The organism is Brevundimonas sp., from assembly GCF_031412435.1.
Lineage (GTDB): Bacteria > Pseudomonadota > Alphaproteobacteria > Caulobacterales > Caulobacteraceae > Brevundimonas.
Map to the genome: position 1 here is coordinate 1 of NZ_JANODA010000086.1, position 15,429 is coordinate 15,429.

At 66.7% G+C, this 15,429-nt stretch carries 21 protein-coding genes; 10 read left to right on the top strand and 11 right to left on the bottom strand.

Features of this window, described 5'->3' with window-relative positions:
- A partial coding sequence (locus RMO01_RS16985; RefSeq protein WP_309630248.1) for a helicase-related protein occupies positions 1-1,323 on the top strand: 1,323 nt, incomplete at its 5' end.
- A 50-nt stretch (positions 1,324-1,373) separates the two neighbouring features.
- On the opposite strand, the gene RMO01_RS16990 is transcribed toward RMO01_RS16985, so the two are convergent.
- Entirely contained in the window at positions 1,374-2,129 is a 756-nt protein-coding gene (locus tag RMO01_RS16990; RefSeq protein ID WP_309630249.1) for a molybdopterin-binding protein, read from the bottom strand.
- 134 nt (positions 2,130-2,263) lie between these two features.
- Here RMO01_RS16990 and map point away from each other — a divergent pair, with 134 nt between their 5' ends.
- From map to RMO01_RS17030, 8 genes are all read left to right on the top strand, one after another.
- The gene (gene map / locus RMO01_RS16995) at positions 2,264-3,082 is read left to right on the top strand and encodes a type I methionyl aminopeptidase (RefSeq protein WP_309630250.1); all 819 of its coding nucleotides are present in this window, start codon (positions 2,264-2,266) and stop codon (positions 3,080-3,082) included.
- Between the two features lie 50 nt (positions 3,083-3,132).
- Entirely contained in the window at positions 3,133-3,876 is a 744-nt protein-coding gene (gene radC, locus RMO01_RS17000; protein WP_309630251.1) for a RadC family protein, read from the top strand.
- A 51-nt stretch (positions 3,877-3,927) separates the two neighbouring features.
- Positions 3,928-4,452: a GNAT family N-acetyltransferase gene (locus RMO01_RS17005; protein WP_309630252.1), complete on the top strand. Its 525-nt coding sequence runs from the start codon at positions 3,928-3,930 to the stop codon at positions 4,450-4,452.
- Between the two features lie 64 nt (positions 4,453-4,516).
- Positions 4,517-4,759, top strand: coding sequence for a BolA family transcriptional regulator (locus RMO01_RS17010; protein ID WP_309630253.1), 243 nt, complete (start codon positions 4,517-4,519; stop codon positions 4,757-4,759).
- A 6-nt stretch (positions 4,760-4,765) separates the two neighbouring features.
- On the top strand, positions 4,766-5,671 hold the full coding sequence (locus tag RMO01_RS17015) for an oxidoreductase (RefSeq protein WP_309630254.1): 906 nt from the start codon (positions 4,766-4,768) through the stop codon (positions 5,669-5,671).
- 94 nt (positions 5,672-5,765) lie between these two features.
- Complete coding sequence (grxD, locus tag RMO01_RS17020; protein WP_309630255.1) at positions 5,766-6,125, top strand: Grx4 family monothiol glutaredoxin; 360 nt, start codon at positions 5,766-5,768, stop codon at positions 6,123-6,125.
- A 15-nt stretch (positions 6,126-6,140) separates the two neighbouring features.
- Positions 6,141-6,566, top strand: coding sequence for an acyl-CoA thioesterase (locus RMO01_RS17025; RefSeq protein WP_309630256.1), 426 nt, complete (start codon positions 6,141-6,143; stop codon positions 6,564-6,566).
- Positions 6,567-6,814: 248 nt separating this feature from the next.
- Positions 6,815-7,846 (top strand): histidine kinase dimerization/phosphoacceptor domain -containing protein, encoded by a 1,032-nt coding sequence (locus RMO01_RS17030; RefSeq protein ID WP_309630257.1) that lies wholly within the window; start codon positions 6,815-6,817, stop codon positions 7,844-7,846.
- A 132-nt stretch (positions 7,847-7,978) separates the two neighbouring features.
- Here RMO01_RS17030 and RMO01_RS17035 read toward each other — a convergent pair whose 3' ends face one another.
- The 5 genes from RMO01_RS17035 to RMO01_RS17055 form a co-directional block, all read right to left on the bottom strand.
- Positions 7,979-8,368, bottom strand: coding sequence for a hypothetical protein (locus RMO01_RS17035; protein WP_309630258.1), 390 nt, complete (start codon positions 8,366-8,368; stop codon positions 7,979-7,981).
- A 64-nt stretch (positions 8,369-8,432) separates the two neighbouring features.
- Positions 8,433-9,014, bottom strand: coding sequence for a hypothetical protein (locus RMO01_RS17040; RefSeq protein ID WP_309630259.1), 582 nt, complete (start codon positions 9,012-9,014; stop codon positions 8,433-8,435).
- A 150-nt stretch (positions 9,015-9,164) separates the two neighbouring features.
- Positions 9,165-9,782: a 30S ribosomal protein S4 gene (gene rpsD / locus RMO01_RS17045; RefSeq protein ID WP_292152148.1), complete on the bottom strand. Its 618-nt coding sequence runs from the start codon at positions 9,780-9,782 to the stop codon at positions 9,165-9,167.
- Positions 9,783-9,932: 150 nt separating this feature from the next.
- A complete protein-coding gene (locus RMO01_RS17050; protein WP_309630260.1) occupies positions 9,933-10,859 on the bottom strand; it encodes an MBL fold metallo-hydrolase in 927 nt (308 codons plus the stop codon).
- Positions 10,860-10,975: 116 nt separating this feature from the next.
- Positions 10,976-11,590: a superoxide dismutase gene (locus RMO01_RS17055; protein WP_309630261.1), complete on the bottom strand. Its 615-nt coding sequence runs from the start codon at positions 11,588-11,590 to the stop codon at positions 10,976-10,978.
- 135 nt (positions 11,591-11,725) lie between these two features.
- Here RMO01_RS17055 and RMO01_RS17060 point away from each other — a divergent pair, with 135 nt between their 5' ends.
- Positions 11,726-12,028: a hypothetical protein gene (locus tag RMO01_RS17060; RefSeq protein WP_309630262.1), complete on the top strand. Its 303-nt coding sequence runs from the start codon at positions 11,726-11,728 to the stop codon at positions 12,026-12,028.
- Here RMO01_RS17060 and RMO01_RS17065 read toward each other — a convergent pair.
- The 5 genes from RMO01_RS17065 to RMO01_RS17085 are packed head-to-tail and all read right to left on the bottom strand — an operon-like array spanning position 12,025 to position 15,425.
- Complete coding sequence (locus tag RMO01_RS17065; protein WP_309630263.1) at positions 12,025-12,255, bottom strand: hypothetical protein; 231 nt, start codon at positions 12,253-12,255, stop codon at positions 12,025-12,027. The genes RMO01_RS17060 and RMO01_RS17065 overlap by 4 nt on opposite strands.
- Complete coding sequence (gene fghA / locus RMO01_RS17070) at positions 12,252-13,100, bottom strand: S-formylglutathione hydrolase (protein ID WP_309630264.1); 849 nt, start codon at positions 13,098-13,100, stop codon at positions 12,252-12,254. Before fghA ends, RMO01_RS17065 begins: the two co-directional genes overlap by 4 nt.
- Complete coding sequence (locus RMO01_RS17075; RefSeq protein WP_309630265.1) at positions 13,100-13,483, bottom strand: VOC family protein; 384 nt, start codon at positions 13,481-13,483, stop codon at positions 13,100-13,102. The genes fghA and RMO01_RS17075 overlap by 1 nt, the downstream gene beginning before the upstream one ends.
- A gap of 59 nt (positions 13,484-13,542) precedes the next feature.
- Entirely contained in the window at positions 13,543-14,649 is a 1,107-nt protein-coding gene (locus tag RMO01_RS17080) for an S-(hydroxymethyl)glutathione dehydrogenase/class III alcohol dehydrogenase (protein ID WP_309630266.1), read from the bottom strand.
- Complete coding sequence (locus RMO01_RS17085) at positions 14,646-15,425, bottom strand: RNA methyltransferase (protein WP_309630267.1); 780 nt, start codon at positions 15,423-15,425, stop codon at positions 14,646-14,648. Before RMO01_RS17085 ends, RMO01_RS17080 begins: the two co-directional genes overlap by 4 nt.
- Positions 15,426-15,429 lie beyond the last annotated feature (4 nt).

Genomic DNA, 15,429 nt, shown 5'->3' on the forward strand with positions numbered 1-15,429 from the left:
CCGCGCACCACGCGCTGCCTGATCCTGTCGCCGACGCGCGAACTGGCCAGCCAGATCGCCGACAGCTTCAAGGCCTATGGCCGTCACCTCGGCTTCAAGGTCGCGGTCGTCTTCGGCGGCGTGAAGTACGGCCCGCAGGAACGCGCCATCCAGGCCGGCCTCGACGTCCTGGTCGCCACCCCCGGCCGTCTGCTCGACCACATGCAGCAGAAGACCCTGGACCTGTCCTCGACCGAGATCTTCGTCCTCGACGAGGCCGACCAGATGCTGGACCTCGGCTTCGTCAAGCCGATCCGCCAGATCGTCAGCCGCATCCCGGCCAAGCGCCAGAACCTGTTCTTCTCCGCCACCATGCCGACCGAAATCGGCAAGCTGGCCGGCGAGCTCCTGAAGGAGCCCGTCAAGGTCCAGGTCACGCCGCAGTCGACCACGGTCGAGCGCATCAACCAGACGGTCATCCACGTCGAACAGGGCCGCAAGCGCGCCCTGCTGACCGAGATGTTCGCCGACGACAACTTCACCCGCTGCCTGGTCTTCACCAAGACCAAGCACGGCGCCGACAAGGTCGCGGCCTATCTGGAAGCCGGCGGTGTCCAGGCCGGCGCGATCCACGGCAACAAGTCCCAGCCCCAGCGTGAACGCACCCTGGCCGCCTTCAAGGCCGGCAAGCTGCGTGTGCTGGTCGCCACCGACATCGCCGCGCGCGGCATCGATGTGGACGGCGTCTCGCACGTCGTGAACTTCGAACTGCCCTTCGTGCCGGAAGCCTATGTCCACCGCATCGGCCGGACGGCCCGCGCCGGAGCCGACGGCTCGGCCATCAGCTTCGTCGCCGGCGACGAGATGAAGCTGCTCAAGGACATCGAGAAGGTCACCCGCCAGAAGATCCCGGCGACCGACCGTCGGAACGACAAGTCGCTGGGCCTGCTGGACCAGTCGATCATGGCCGCCGGCGTCGGCACCAAGGCGACGATGCCCGACCGTGAGGACCGTCCGCGCGGCGAGCGCAGCGGCCCGCGCAATCCGCGTCGCGACGGTGTGAAGAAGGAGCACGGCGGCCAGCCGCACCGTGTGCGCGGCAAGGGCGCCCCGCGTGGCGGCCAGGGCGACCGCACGCATCACGCCGACCGGGGCGACCGGCCGCTGGCCTCGACCCAGCCGTTCGACCCGCTGGCGGCCGACCGCGCCCGTTCGGCCGCGATCGCCAACCGCCCCACCTCCAGCAACCAGGGGGCCGAGGCCAAGCCCGACGGCGAAATCCGCCGTCGCCCGCGCGGCCGTCGCCCGTCCAACGGCGGCAAGGGCTATGCCGCCAAGGGCTGAGGCTCTGAACTGAATTGATGACGGCGGGCCTTGCGAGAGGCCCGCCGTTTTCACGTCTGGAGCGCGGTCACGACACCGGCTGCGGCCAGCACCTCGGCGAGGGCCGCGACCGCCGCCTCGACCCTGGCCGCATCCCGGCCACGCACCACCAGGTTCGTGCCGATCTCGCCGTCCGACCCGGCGCCGAAGGGGTAGCTGCCGAACGACAGGTCGCGCTCTGCCTTCGCCGCCTCGGCCAGGGGCGCCGCGATCGCGCCTTCGCCGACGCCGATGACCCTCAATGTCCGGGAATGCACCACCACCCCCGTGCGCAACCTCGGCGCCACGTCTTCGAGCATCGCAGTCATGATCCTGGGCACCCCCGCCATGACGAAGACGTTGCCTATCTGAAATCCCGGCGCGTCCGTCACGGGGTTGGCGATCAGGAGGCCGCCGTCGGGAATCCGCGCCATCCGACGCCGTGCCTCATTCAACTCATCGCCGTAGCGCCGCTCGAGGATCACCAGAGCGTCCGCCCGCTCGGCGATCCCGACGCCGAACGCCTCCGCCACGCAGTCGGCCGTGATGTCGTCATGCGTCGGGCCGATCCCGCCGGTGGTGAAGACATAGTCGTGTCCCGCCCTCAGCGCGTTCAGCGCCTCGATGATCTGGCCCGGTCGATCGCCGACTGTCCGCGCTTCCATCAGGTCGACGCCCAGCGCGCCGAGGAAGCGCGCGATGGTGTTCAGATTGGTGTCGGCCGTCCGCCCGGACAGGATTTCATCGCCGATGATGAGTACGGCGGCGGTCGGTGAGGCCTGGGTCATGCGCCACACCTACGCCGCCCCGGCCCGGCCACAAGGGCCTGACTGTCGCGGCCCCTGAAAAGCCTTGAGGAACCGTGCTACACTGCCCATCTGACCCCCGATGGCGCTGCCCAGCGCGACCTTGAGACCGCCGAATGTACGAAACGCCTGAGCTGGACGCCGAGACCTGGACGCGGACCAGCGCCATCCGCCTTTATCAGCCCGAGGATTTCGAGGGCATGCGGGTCGCCGGCCGTCTGGTCGCCGAGGCGCTCGACATGATCACCCCCTTCGTCGTGCCCGGCGTGACGACCCAGGAGATCGACGACCGTATCCGCCAGTTCACCCTGGATCGCGGCGGCCTGCCGGCCTGCCTCGGCTACAAGGGCTATATGAAAACGGTCTGCACCTCGATCAATCACGTGGTGTGCCACGGCATCCCGGGCGACCGGGTGCTGAAGGACGGCGACATCGTCAACATCGACCACACCGTCATCGTCGACGGCTGGCACGGTGATTCCAGCCGCATGTACGCCGTGGGCAATGTGGCGCCGCGCGTGAAGAAGCTGGTCGATGTCACCTATGAATCCCTGGCCCTCGGCCTGGAGCAGGTGAAGCCCGGCAATACCTTCGGCGACATCGGCTTCGTCATCCAGCGCCACGTCGAGGCGGCCCGGATGAGTGTCGTGCGCGACTTCTGCGGCCACGGCATCGGCCGTCTGTTCCACGACAGCCCCAACGTCCTGCACTATGGCAGGAAGGGCGAGGGCGCGGTCCTGAAGCCGGGCATGTTCTTCACGATCGAGCCGATGGTGAACCTGGGCAAGCCGCACGTGAAGGTTCTGTCCGACGGCTGGACCGCCGTGACCCGCGACAAGTCCCTGTCGGCCCAGTGCGAGCACACGGTCGGGGTGACCGCGGACGGGGTCGAGATCTTCACCGCCAGCCCGGCCGGCCTGTTCAACCCGAACTAGAAACCCCGCCCGACACCCGCTAGCCTGACCTCGTGTCTGCAGGGGGCGGCGTGGCCGATCAGGACGATCAACCGACGACGGCCGCCGCCAGGGTCGCCCCGCACCATGCGGGCCACCGTGAACGGCTGCGTGAGCGTGCGCGTACCGCCGGCCTTCATCACCTGCCCGACTACGAATTGCTGGAGCTGTTCCTGTTCCGCAGCCAGCCGCAGGGCGACGTGAAGCCGATCGCCAAGGCCCTGCTGTCGCGGTTCGGATCGTTCGCCGCCGTTCTCGCCGCCTCCGTCGAGGACCTGATGACCGTCCGCACCGAGGACACCCGGGGCCGCATCAAGGGCGTCGGCATGGAGACGGCGCTCGACCTCGCCGCACTGCATGAGGTCGCGCGCCGCGTGGCCCTGGAGCCGGCCGTCAAACGCCCCGTCATCTCGTCCTGGACCGCCCTGCTCGCCTACGTCCGTGTCGCCCTGCAGCATGAGCCGCGCGAACAGTTCCGCGTCCTCTATCTCGACAGGAAGAACCAGTTGATCCTCGACGAAATCCAGAACCGCGGCACGGTCGATCACGCCCCGGTCTATCCGCGCGAGGTGGTCCGCCGGGGGCTTGAGGTCAGCGCCGCCGCCATGATCCTGGTCCACAACCATCCGTCGGGCGACCCGACGCCCAGCCGCGCCGACATCGACATGACCAGGCAGATCGTCCAGGCCGCGAAATCACTGAGCCTCGAAGTCCACGATCACCTGATCGTCGGCCGCGAGGGCGTGACCAGCTTCAAGCAACAGGGGTTGATGTAACTGCTGGGCAGGTCTTGGCGCGGCCGCTGCGTTTGAGGCTAGGATGATACGATGACCGTACTGACCACCGCTCGCCTGACCCTGACTCCCGCCTCGCCTGACGACTATGACGATCTCGTCGCCCTGTGGCGGGACGAGGCCTTCACCCGGTTCATCGCGCCGGGCGGTCGCAACGCCGAAGAGGTCTGGATGAGGCTGTTGCGCGACGTGGGCCAGTGGTCAGTGCGTGGCTATGGCAACTGGACGGTCAGGCTTGCCGACACCGGAGACCATGTCGGCAGCGTGGGCGCGCTTGATTTCAAACGCGTGCTGGACCCCCCGTTCGATGCGCCGGAGATGGGCTGGGGCATCGCGCCGCGTTTTCATGGGCAGGGGTTGGCTCAGGAGGCCCTGGATGCCGCTCTGCGCTGGTGCGACGCGGTCTTGAAGGCTCCCAAGACGGTCTGCATGATCGACCCGACCAACACGCCCTCGCTCGTGCTGGCGGCGCGGACGGGGTTTCGGGAGTACGCGCGCACGACCTACAAGACCGCGCCCGTGATCCTGTTCGAACGCCCCGGCGCGACGAGCACCTGAACCCGCCGGGCGGATCCGAAGATCCGTAGCCTCACATTAAGGTTTACGGGCCATTGTCGTCGCCATGCCGATGCCCGTCGAAACCCTGCATGCCTATCTGATCGAGGCGTTTCCCGACGCCGAGATCGCGATCGACGACCTTGCGGGCGACGGCGATCACTACAAGGCGCGCATCATCTCGACCGCCTTCGCCGGCCTGCCGCGCGTGAAGCAGCACCAGCTCGTCTATGCCGCGCTCAAGGGCCACATGGGCGGCGCACTGCACGCCCTCGCGCTCGAAACCTCCGCCCCTTCCACGACAGGCTGATCCGCCATGCGCTATCGCCCCTTCGGCGTCTCCGGCGCCGCCATCTCGACCCTGACGCTCAATCTCGGCGTCGATGCCCTTTCGCGGGGCGTGAACGCCGCCAACGAACTGATCTTTTCGGCGCTGGAGGCGGGCATCAACTCCTACCGGCTGGAGACGGCCGATCCGGTGCTCGCCGAGGTGGTCGGCCAGGCCCTGAGCAACGTGGATCGCAAGCTTCTGAACGTCAGCCTTGAACTGGGCGCCGGCGACGGCCGCCGGGGTTCGGCGCGCGACTTCTCGGCCGAGGGCATGACCGGCGCCATCGACCGCTGCCTGCATGTCTCCGGTCTCGGCTGGATCGACGTCGCCCTGCTGGAAGAGCCCGGCGAGGACGAACTGCCTCAAAGCTCGCTGAACGCCCTGAAGGCCCTGCGCGCCACCGAACGGGTCCGCTATCTCGGCGTCTCGGGCTCCGGCGACGTGATGGACACCTACGTCTCGACCGGGGCCTTCGACGTTCTCGGCACGCCGTTCCACGTCAACGTCGACTGGAAGATCCGCTCACGGGTCCGCGCCGCGCGCGAACAGGACATGGCCATCCTGGCCTATGACTATTTCCCGGCCGAACTCGACACCGAGAAGAAGGCCGCGACGGTCCATCAGCCGAAGAAGGGGCTGTTCGGTTTCGGCGGCCCGAAGACCAAGGACAACCCGCTGGCGCACGCCGGCACCTTCGCCTTCCTGCATCGCACGCCGCACTGGACCGCCGAGGCCATCTGCCTGGCCCACGCCATGACCGACCCCGCCATCTCCAGCGTGCTGGTCTCCGCGCGCGACGCCGAACGTCTCAACGCCCTCGCCAGCGTGCCGGAGCGCGACATGCCTCCGGGCCTCGCCGCCCAGATCGAGATGGCCAGAGTCGCGGCATAGGTTGCGGTCCGGACACGCAGGCTTGAGGGTCGCGTCCCTTGACCGGCGTCCCCGCCGTCCCTAGCTGACGCCTGCAACGAAAGGCGTCTCCCCCGTGTCCGACCAAGCTCTCGATACCGCCGCCGATCCGGTTCACGCCTTCATCGCCCAGACCGTGGCCCAGCATGACGTCGTCCTGTTCATGAAGGGCACGCCCGACAGCCCGCGCTGCGGCTTTTCCTCGCTGGCCGTCCAGATCCTCGACCATGTCGGCGCGCCCTTCGTCGGCGTCGACGTGCTGCAGGACGACGGCCTGCGCGACGGGATCAAGAGCTTCACCGACTGGCCGACCATCCCGCAGCTTTATGTGAAGGGCGAGTTCGTCGGCGGTTCGGACATCGTGCGCGAGATGTTCCAGGCCGGCGAGCTGACCGCCCTGATGGTCGAAAAAGGCGTGCCGCTCGGGCAAGAATAGTCGGGGGCCTGAACCTTGGCCCGCAAGACTCTGACCCCGCGCGAGGACCGCGAGACCTTTGAGGTCCAGCTGGAGATCCGACCCGAGCACATCGACGACAACGGCCACGTCAACAACGTCGTCTATGTCGGCTGGCTGCAGGAGGCTGGCACCGCCCACTGGAATGCGCGCTTCGACGAAGCGACGCGGGCCAGATGGTCCTGGGTCGCCCTGCGTCACGAGATAGACTACCTGCGCCCCCTGATGCCGGACGATACCGCTGTGGCCCGCACCTGGGTCGGGGATCCGCAGGGGCCGCGCTTCGCCCGCTACGTCCGCATCGAGGACGGCCAGGGCCGGCTGTGCGCCCAGGGTGTCTCCGAATGGTGCCTCGTCGATGCCGTCACCATGCGCCCGACACGCATTCCGGCGGACATGCTGCCGACCTTTGAGCGCCGCTGACGAGCTCTCAATATTCGTTGCAAGCTTCACCTTGGCGGACACGATTCCACTTTAAGTCCGGTGCTTTTTATTCGCACGCAACGTTTCGCTTATGGTAGAGTTATTTAATAACGTGGGGCGGTTTCAGAAAATCGGTCCCCCAGAATCTCCCAAAAGCTCGGCCGGGTATGACTTTCGCGTCGCGAGTCTCCGGATCACCTGAAGGGTCAGCCATGGCTGCCCACCCGCCTCTGCATCCTGACGGTCCTATGAGCCTCGCGCTCGCCGTCGTCGGATCCTCGACCGCGCCGCTGCTGCTTCTGGACCAGTCCCTGAAGGTGATCGCGGCCAGCGCCTCGTTCTGCCGCGGTTTCGACGTCGATCCCGATCGGGTCGTCGGCCGTTTCCTGGGCGAGATCGGCACCGGCGAATGGAACAAGCCTCAACTTCGCGTGCTGCTGGAAGCGACCGCCGCAGGCGACGCCGCGATTGATGCCTATGAGATGGATATGAAGGGTCCGCGCCAGGGTGTGCGCTGCCTGGTCATCAACGCCCAGCGCCTCGCCTATGCGGACGGCGCCCCCGTCCGCCTTCTGCTGACCGTCGAGGATGTCACCGCCGCCCGCGAGGACGAAAAGCAGAAGGACGACCTGCTGCGCGAGAAGGCGATCCTGCTGCAGGAGCTACAGCACCGCGTGGCGAACAGCCTTCAGATCATCGCCAGTGTCATCCTTCAGAGCGCCAAGAAGACGAACTCCGACGAGACCCGCGTTCATCTGAAGGACGCTCACAGCCGCGTCATGTCAGTCGCCGCCCTGCAACAGCAACTGGCCACATCACGCCTCGGCGAAGTCGAACTGGCCCCTTACTTCACCCAGCTGTGCAAGAGCATCGCCGCCTCGATGATCCATGATCCCGCGCGCCTGTCGCTGAGGGTCGAGGCCGATGACAGTTCAACCAGTGCAGATGTTTCCGTCAGCCTGGGTCTGATCGTCACCGAACTGGTGATCAACGCCCTGAAGCACGCCTTCCCCGGCGGCCGCTCCGGCTCGATCGTGGTGGGGTACAGCAGCCACGGGCCCAACTGGACCCTGACGGTCCGCGACGACGGCGTGGGCATGCCCAAGGACGCGGCGAGCGCGACGCCGGGCCTGGGCACCAGCATCGTCGAGGCCCTGGCCAAGCAGCTTCATGCCCGCATCCAGGTCGAAAGCCCGGGCCACGGCGTCGTCATCTCGGTGATCCACAGCCAGCTCGTGGCCGTCGAGAACCCCTCGCTGGCCGAGAGTGGGACCGCCTAGAGCATGATCGTTTCTGGTGGACCCGCTTCGCGGGTCCGACATGAAGCGTGAGTCATGCTCTAGCCTAAACCCGGAGCCTGATTCACGGCATCAGCGGAATCGAGAAGCGATTCCACCTCAGCCGATCAGGCTCTAGGTCGTCGGGATGGTGGACGGCAGCTGGTAGGGGTTGTTGACCGACACCCGCGAACCCGGCGTCAGGCCCAGTTCCTCGAACGACCAGATGACCTCGACGCCGTCGGCGATCGGGGTCTCGCAGTCATCCTGCTCGATCCGGCGCAGGGTGATGGTCGAGCCTGCGCCCACGTGATCCACGACAGGCCGCAGGTCATCCTTGTCGGTGCAGCCGTTGGAGCTGACCCAAAAGACCGCCAGGTCGCGCGTGATCGCCGCGGCGTGGATCGGCTCCACCTGGCCCGGCATGGCGACCGTGCGCATGGGGGCTTGCCTGAACAGGGCGCAACTGCTCAGCGCCAGCATCACCGCCAGGCCGCCCGTCACGATGACGATCGTTCTCTTCATGCCCTTGGTCCCGGATCCGTCCGGACAGTATCGCTCAGATCGCGATTCCACGCACGTTCAAATATCAGGAGTCGGATCTGCGGGGGCAGCTGCCCTCGACATCCCGACCCAGGCTGGCCTGAAGCTTTGGCCGATTGCGGGCCGCCGACGTCGACAGGACCAGGAACAAGGCCTGATCGTTCAGGGTCAGACAGTGCAACTCCTGTCGGAACGATCCGATGGAATCGAGCGAATAGGCTCCTGTATCGGCGGCAGTGGTGCGAACCGCACCCAGGTCGTCCAGAGCGCTCAACACCGCCTCGCGGAGTTGCGCCGGCTCGCCGGCGGTCGAGGTCACGGTGCAGGCGCCGTTGGCCTCTTCCTTCAGGTGGACCTGAACCGAGACCGTGTAGCGCCCGTCCTCATCGACACCTCGGCGGGAGGCCGCGGTCTGGAAGAACTCGGTTGCCGGCCTGCCCGTCATCACGGCTGGCACGCACCCTGAGACCACCGCATAGGCGGCCGCGGCGCGAGGCGAAAAATGGATGCCCGGCGACGGTCTTGTCATCGAATAGGTCTGCGCCTGCGCCTTCATGACCTGAGCCAGAGGATCCGACGTCGCCTCCTGGCCAAGCGCGAGGGGGATCAGGAGCGAGAGCAGGAACATGGACGCACCGGACTCTGTGAGACCGCTCCAGTCTTACAGTGTCCGGCGCGAACGAAAAAGGCCCCGGATTTCTCCGGGGCCTTCAAAGCCTTCTGGCTCAAGCAGCGCGAACGCGCGGTAGCCCAAAAAGAATGCGCGGAAGGCGAAGCCTTACGAGCTGTAGTATTCCACGACCAGGTTCGGCTCCATCTTCACCGCGAACGGCACGTCGGCCAGTTCGGGGAAGCGGACGAAGCGGACCGAGAAGCCACGGTCGCCCAGTTCCAGATAGTCGGGGATGTCGCGCTCGCCGGACTGCTGGGCTTCGAGCACCAGCGCCATGTTGCGGGACTTTTCCTTGACCTCGACGACGTCGCCGACGCGCAGGCGGTAGGAGGCGATGTTCACCTTCTTGCCGTTGACGGTGACGTGGCCGTGGTTGACGAACTGACGGGCGGCCCAGGGGGTCGGCACGAACTTGGCGCGATAGACCGTGGCGTCCAGACGGGCTTCCAGCAGACCGATCAGGATTTCCGAGGTGTTGCCCTTGCGGCGAGCGGCCTCGTCATAGGTCTTGCGGAACTGCTTTTCGGTCAGGTTGGCGTAGTAGCCCTTGAGCTTCTGCTTGGCCTTCAGTTGCAGGCCGAAGTCGGAGACCTTGGACTTGCGGCGCTGGCCGTGCTGGCCGGGACCGTAGGAACGCTTGTTGACCGGCGACTTGGCGCGGCCCCACAGGTTCTCACCCATGGCCCGATCGATTTTATACTTGGCGCTATGGCGCTTCGACATTCTGTTCTCTTTTAAATGATGCGGCCCGGCCCCTCCGCGAATGGAGGGACGATCTCAACGGCGGTCCACGCATCGTCCGTAGTGAATTCGCGCGCCGGACCGGGGTCAGGCGCGTGAAGGGGCGGCTTATGCGTTCCCCGCCCTATGGAGTCAAGGCTGGGCGGGCGTTTCCTGGACCCAGACGAAGCCGTCTTCCTGGCGTCGGAACGTGCCGAGGCCGGGGAAGGGGAAGTGGACGCCGTAGGTGCGCAGGCTCTGCGTCGCACCACGCCCCAGGATGGCCAGCCGCGTCGCGATGGCCGCGTCGGAATCGAAGTCCCACTGGTTCACATATTCCGGCCGCTCGACCGAGATGACCGAGCTGTGGAGGGCGTCGCCCAGATACAGCAGCCGGTCCTGACCGGAGACGATCTCGTAGCCCGTGTGGCCCGGCGTGTGGCCCTGCAGGGAGACGGCGGTGATCGAGGGGGTCAGTTCGGCCCCGGGCTCGAAGGTCTCGACCTTTGGCGTAATGACCGGGATCAGGGCGGTCAGTTCGGCGTCGGCCTGCAACGCCGTCCATTCGGCGGCGCTCATCCGGATCGTGGCGTTCGGGTAGGTCAGGGCGCCGTTCGACACCAGGCCGCCGACGTGATCGCCGTGGCCGTGCGAGATCAGGATGTCCGTGATCTGGCCCGGCTGGACCCCGGCGGCGGCCAGAGACGTCGGCAGACGGTTGGCGGTCCCCATCTGGCCGCCCGCGCCCGTGTCGATCAGCACGACCTTGTCGTCGCCCCGGATCAGCAGCGGCTGGATCGACAGATGGATCTTCGCATCGCCCGTGGGACGCAGCGCCTCGGCGACCCCGGCGTTGTCCGCCCAGGGGCTCTGGCCCGTGACGTTGTCGAGCGCCAGGTCGCCGTCCTTCAGCGCGACGGCCTGGAGCTCGCCGATGGTGAAGGGGTAGACGTCCGTGCTGGCGGTCGGCTGGACGGCCGGGGCGGCGGGCCCTTCGGCCTTCTCCGCAGGCTTTTGACATCCGGCGACGATAAGGCCCGACAGGATCAGGGCGGCGGCGAGCTTGAACTGGGTGGTCATGGCATCCCTTGGGGAGAACGAATGGCCCCGCTCAGATAGGTCGATGCGGACAGGACGCCAGACGGCGAACCGTGAAGCTCGTTCACGATCCGCCGCCTGTTGCAGATCGGCCTCGATCAGGCCGTGGCGGCCGCGAACAGTGCGTTGGCCTTGTTCCAGTTCACCACGGTCCAGAAGGCCTCGAGGTAGTCGGGACGGCGGTTCTGGTACTTCAGGTAATAGGCGTGTTCCCAGACGTCGGCGCCGAGGACGACGGCGCCCTTCTGTTCGGCGACGTCCATCAGGGGGTTGTCCTGGTTCGGGGTGGACGTGACCTTCAGCTTGCCGTCCTGGACGATCAGCCAGGCCCAGCCAGAGCCGAACTGGCCGGCGCCGGCGGCGTTGAAGTCTTCCTTGAACTTGTCGAGGCCACCGAGGTCGCGGTCGATCGCGGCGGCCAGTTCAGCCGAAGGCTCGCCGCCCTGACCGGCAGGGGCCAGAAGTTCCCAGAACAGGGCGTGGTTCCAGTGCCCGCCGCCGTTGTTGCGGACGGCCTTGGGCGCGGTCGAGATCGAGGCGAACAGCGCTTCCAGCGACTTGCCCTGCAGGCCCGCATCGGCGTCGACGGCCTTGTTCAGGTTATCGACATAGGCCTGATGATGCTTGTCGTGGTGGAAGGTCATCGTCTCCTTGTCGATGGCGGGCTCCAGCGCGTCATAGGGGTAGGGCAGCGGCGGCAGGGTGAAGGCCATGAGGAGATGTTCCTTGTGTTCGATGAATCCGTAACGTGCATGTAGGCGCCCTGTGTCCGCAGCCAATGGCTTCAGGCGCCAAAAACCGGGCAGCCGTGTACGGAGCCGGAAACTAAAAATGGAACATCGGTATTCATGGGCCGTTGTTCTTCCGAACGGGAAATATCCCGGGAAGGAAATCTCATCTTTCATTCTATCTCGAAAGAGAACGAAGAACGAAACCTCGCCCCGATGTCCACTAGAGGCGTCAAATTCATCACGCGCGCTGCGGCCTGCCTTGAAATTTTCGACAGGAAGCCCCGCGATCCGGCAGCAGATACTGAAATTCAGTCCGCGACAGATGCGGGCCTGCCGACGCAGCCTGCGGAACGGCTGGCCCTTCGCCTTTATCCGAACCGCCGCTTCACCACGACCGTCGGCGCGCTGGCGATCGCCTAGAGGGTGTCGGCGGGCAGATTGGCCTTCAGGCAATCGCGCACCGCCCGCTTCAGGCTTCCCGGGGCGTTGAGGAAGTCGACGCCGTCGGCCTCCAGCACCACCTTCACCGTCGCGTCGAGGCCGGACGGCAGGGCGGCGATCACCTTCTTCTGACCCTTGTCGTGCAGGCAGTGCCCCAGTTCGTTGCACAGGGCGGCGAACAGGTCGTCGTAGGTCGCGTCGGTCATCGCTTCAGTCTTTCCGCATGGAAGGCGACATGGTCGGCGATGAAGCTGGCCATGAAGAAGTAGGAGTGGTCGTAGCCGGGCTGCATGCGCAGGGAGATCCCCTGGCTCGCCGTTTCACCGGCCGCGACCAGCAGCTCGGGCTTCAGCTGCTCGGCCAGGAATGAGTCCGCGTCACCCTGATCGATCAGGATGTCATCGAAATGGCCGCGGGCGGCGCCGGCCTCGATCAGCAGGGCCGCGTCGTGCTGCGCCCATTCGGCACGGTCGTCGCCGAGGTAGGCGGTGAAGGCCTTCTCGCCCCAGGCGCAGCGCGTCGGCGAGGCGATCGGCGCGAAGGCCGAGACCGAACGGAACAGCTCCGGGTGACGCAACGCCAGGGTCAGCGCCCCGTGCCCGCCCATCGAGTGGCCGCTGATCGAGCGGGCCTTCGTCGTTGGGAACTGCGCGTCGATCAGGCCGATCAGTTCCTCGGTGACATAGGTCTCCATGCGGAAATGAGGGGCCCACGGCGCCTGCGTCGCATCGACGTAGAAGCCCGCGCCCTGACCCAGGTCATAGGCCGGATCGTCCGCCACCGCCTCGCCCTTCAGATCGGGGCCGCGCGGCGAGGTGTCGGGCGCGACGATGATCACCCCATGCTCCGCCGCCGCCCCATAGGCCCCGGCCTTGGTGGTGAAATTGTCCTCGGTGCAGGTCAGGCCGGACAGCCAGATCAGCACCGGGAACGGACCCTCGCCACCCGGAACGAAGACCGACAGCGTCATCGGCGTGCCGGTCGAGACGCTGTCGTGCCGCAGATACTTCAGCGTCCCGCCGTGGACGGCATGGGCCTTCAGAATCTGCATCAGCCCGGACGATGCATGGCGCAGATCTTGTTGCCGTCCGGGTCGCGCAGATAGGCGAGGTTCAGGCGACCGAAGGCGCCGTTGCGCTCGCCGGGCGGGTCCTCGATCGAACGGCCGCCGGCAGCGACGCCGGCGTCGTGGAAGGCCTGCACCATCGCCTCGTCTTTGGCATGGAAGCCGATGGTGCCGCCGTTGGCGTGGCAGGCGGGTTCGCCGTCGATCGGCTTGCCGATGGCGAAGGCCCCCCGATCCGTGCGCCACCAGAACCGGCCCTTGGGATCCGGTCCGGTCGACGCCGGAATGCCGAGCGCGCCCAGGGCCGCGTCATAGAATTTGCGCGACGCCTCGATGTCGTTGGCTCCCACGGTCAGGTGCGTGAACATGTTTTTCCTCCCTCAGGTATGGATAGTTTTTTTAAACAACTATCTCGACGGCGCAAGCTCTAGAACACCACCACCGAACGGATGCTCTCGCCCGAATGCATCAGGTCGAAGGCCTCGTTGATCCGTTCGAGCGGCAGGGTGTGGGTGATCATCGGGTCGATCTCGATCTTGCCGTCCATGTACCACTCGACGATCTGGGGCGTGTCGGTCCGGCCGCGCGCGCCGCCGAAGGCCGAGCCGCGCCAGACGCGGCCGGTGACCAGCTGGAACGGGCGGGTCGAGATCTCCTTGCCGGCCTCGGCCACCCCGATGACGATGCTCTCGCCCCAGCCGCGGTGGCAGGCCTCCAGCGCCTGGCGCATGACCACGGTGTTGCCAGTGCAGTCGAAGGTGTAGTCGGCCCCGCCGCCGGTCAGCTCGACCAGATGGGCGACGACGTCGGAGACGTTTTTCGGGTTCACGAAATGGGTCATGCCGAAGCGGCGGCCCCACTCCTCCTTCGTGTCATTGATGTCCACGCCGATGATCATGTCGGCGCCGACCATCTTCAGCCCCTGGATGACGTTCAGCCCGATGCCGCCCAGGCCGAAGACCACGGCGTTGGCGCCCGGCTCGACCTTGGCCGTGTTGACCACGGCGCCGACGCCGGTCGTCACGCCGCAGCCGACGTAGCAGGCCTTGTCGAACGGGGCGTCCTTGCGGATCTTCGCCACCGCGATCTCGGGCAGCACCGTGTAATTCGAGAAGGTCGAGCAGCCCATATAGTGGGCGATGGCCTGGCCTTTGTAGGAAAAGCGCGAGGTGCCGTCGGGCATGACACCCTTGCCCTGGGTCGAGCGGATGGCGGTGCAGAGGTTGGTCTTGCGGCTCAGGCACGACTTACACTGGCGGCATTCCGGCGTGTACAGAGGGATCACGTGATCGCCGACGGCGACCGAGGTCACACCCGGCCCGACCTCGACCACGACGCCCGCGCCTTCGTGGCCCAGAATGCTCGGGAAGATGCCCTCCGAGTCCAGACCGTCCAGCGTATAGGCGTCGGTGTGACAGATGCCGGTCGCCTTGATCTCGATCAGGACCTCTCCGGCGCGCGGGCCCTCCAGATCGACCTCGACAATCTCGAGCGGGCGTTTGGCCTCAAAGGCGACGGCGGCGCGGGTTTTCATGTCTGATCCTTGGTTTTCTGTTCGCGGGCCAACCGCTCCAGCACCCGTCCTCTACCCTTGGACAGGGCCGTGATCACGCCGCGAAACGTCGCGACCTCCTGGGCGGTGAAGGCGGAACGGCCCAGCATGACGCGCAGGTTCTGGCTCATGGAGCGGAACTTCTCCGGCGGATGGAAGAAGCCGGCGGCGTCCAGCTCCTTCTCCAGATGTTCGTACATGCCGAGCTGGAGCTCGCCCGGGGCCGGGGGTTCGGCGTCGCGGAAGTTCGGCGGCGGGGCGTCGAGCACCAGGGTGCGCCACTCATAGGCGTTGATCGCTACGGCCTGGGCCAGGTTCAGGCTCTGGTGGCGCGGGTCGATGGGGATGGTGGTGATGCCCTGGCACAGGGCGATGTCGGAGGTTTCGAGCCCGGCCCGCTCGCTGCCGAACAGCAGGCCGACGCCCAGACCGGAGGCGGCGTCATCGTACAGGACGCGGGAGGCCTCGCGCGGTGTCCGCACCGGCTGGCGGGTCTCGCGCGGGCGGGCGGTGGTGGCGAAGACGGTGGTCAGGTCGGCCACGGCGGCGGCCACGCTGTTGAACACCTGGACCCCGTCCAGGACCCAGTCGGCCCCGGAGGCGAGGGGCCAGGCCCGGTCCTGGGGCCAGCCGTCGCGCGGGCTGACCAGACGCAAACGGTCCAGCCCGAAGTTCGCCATCACGCGCGCCACCGCGCCGATGTTCTCGGCCATCTGCGACCGATCGAGAATAACGACGGGTGGGACAGGTTCAGCCAAGCGG

Bases quoted from the DNA above. Each gene is read 5' to 3' on its own strand.
- RMO01_RS17075 (WP_309630265.1), bottom strand. From the start codon at position 13,483: ATGTTCACGCACCTGACCGTGGGAGCCAACGACATCGAGGCGTCGCGC.
- RMO01_RS17080 (WP_309630266.1), bottom strand. From the start codon at position 14,649: ATGAAAACCCGCGCCGCCGTCGCCTTTGAGGCCAAACGCCCGCTCGAG.
- RMO01_RS17005 (WP_309630252.1), top strand. From the start codon at position 3,928: ATGACCGTACTGACCACCGCTCGCCTGACCCTGACTCCCGCCTCGCCT.
- RMO01_RS17030 (WP_309630257.1), top strand. From the start codon at position 6,815: ATGAGCCTCGCGCTCGCCGTCGTCGGATCCTCGACCGCGCCGCTGCTG.
- RMO01_RS17060 (WP_309630262.1), top strand. From the start codon at position 11,726: ATGGGCCGTTGTTCTTCCGAACGGGAAATATCCCGGGAAGGAAATCTC.
- RMO01_RS16990 (WP_309630249.1), bottom strand. From the start codon at position 2,129: ATGACCCAGGCCTCACCGACCGCCGCCGTACTCATCATCGGCGATGAA.
- RMO01_RS17010 (WP_309630253.1), top strand. From the start codon at position 4,517: ATGCCGATGCCCGTCGAAACCCTGCATGCCTATCTGATCGAGGCGTTT.
- RMO01_RS17055 (WP_309630261.1), bottom strand. From the start codon at position 11,590: ATGGCCTTCACCCTGCCGCCGCTGCCCTACCCCTATGACGCGCTGGAG.
- RMO01_RS17035 (WP_309630258.1), bottom strand. From the start codon at position 8,368: ATGAAGAGAACGATCGTCATCGTGACGGGCGGCCTGGCGGTGATGCTG.
- RMO01_RS17065 (WP_309630263.1), bottom strand. From the start codon at position 12,255: ATGACCGACGCGACCTACGACGACCTGTTCGCCGCCCTGTGCAACGAA.
- RMO01_RS17015 (WP_309630254.1), top strand. From the start codon at position 4,766: ATGCGCTATCGCCCCTTCGGCGTCTCCGGCGCCGCCATCTCGACCCTG.
- map (WP_309630250.1), top strand. From the start codon at position 2,264: ATGTACGAAACGCCTGAGCTGGACGCCGAGACCTGGACGCGGACCAGC.
- RMO01_RS17040 (WP_309630259.1), bottom strand. From the start codon at position 9,014: ATGTTCCTGCTCTCGCTCCTGATCCCCCTCGCGCTTGGCCAGGAGGCG.
- fghA (WP_309630264.1), bottom strand. From the start codon at position 13,100: ATGCAGATTCTGAAGGCCCATGCCGTCCACGGCGGGACGCTGAAGTAT.
- RMO01_RS17050 (WP_309630260.1), bottom strand. From the start codon at position 10,859: ATGACCACCCAGTTCAAGCTCGCCGCCGCCCTGATCCTGTCGGGCCTT.
- rpsD (WP_292152148.1), bottom strand. From the start codon at position 9,782: ATGTCGAAGCGCCATAGCGCCAAGTATAAAATCGATCGGGCCATGGGT.